This window comes from Allobosea sp. GW821-FHT03A12 (genome assembly GCF_058986765.1).
Genome location: NZ_JBYSVZ010000025.1, coordinates 1 through 785, shown reverse-complemented (window position 1 = coordinate 785; position 785 = coordinate 1). Strand labels below are relative to the sequence as shown.

The 785-nt window shown below is 65.4% G+C and carries 1 protein-coding gene; it reads right to left on the bottom strand.

Going from position 1 to position 785, the window contains the following annotated elements:
* Positions 1-782: ATP-binding protein (locus AC3WLC_RS32070; RefSeq protein ID WP_493687912.1), on the bottom strand; the 782-nt coding region annotated here is incomplete at its 3' end.
* Positions 783-785 lie beyond the last annotated feature (3 nt).

Below are 785 nucleotides of genomic sequence, written 5' to 3'. Positions count from 1 at the left end.
GCGACCGCCTGCTCGCCCATCTTGCGGCGGGTCGCCTCGTCGAGCAGCGGCGACGGCGCCTCCTCCAGCACCTTCTGGTTGCGGCGCTGGATCGAGCATTCGCGCTCGCCGAGATAGATGACATTGCCGTGCTTGTCGCCCAGCACCTGGATCTCGATATGGCGGGGGTCGACGATGAACTTCTCGACGAAGACGCGATCGTCGCCGAAGGAGGACGCCGCCTCCGACTTGGCGCGGGCAAAGCCCTCGGCGACCTCAGCCGAAGAATGGGCGATGCGCATGCCCTTGCCGCCGCCGCCGGCCGAGGCCTTGATCATCACGGGATAGCCGATCTCGTCGGCGATCTTGACCGCATGCTCGGGGTTCTCGATCACGCCGAGATGGCCCGGAACCGTCGAGACCTTGGCAGCCGCCGCCGCCTTCTTCGATTCGATCTTGTCGCCCATCGCGGCGATCGCGCCGGGATTGGGACCGATGAAGACGATGCCGTTCTCCTTCAACGCCCTCGCGAAGGCCTCGCGCTCGGAGAGAAAGCCGTAGCCGGGATGGACCGCCTCAGCGCCCGTCTGCTTGCAGGCGGCGATGATCTTGTCGATCTGGAGATAGGATTCGGCGGCGGGAGCTGCGCCGATATGCACGGCCTCATCCGCCATCTCGACATGCAGCGCGTCGCGATCGGCGTCGGAATAGACCGCAACCGTCGCGATCCCCATCCGCTTGGCCGTCTTGATCACACGGCAGGCGATCTCGCCACGGTTCGCGATCAATATCTTCGAGAACATGCG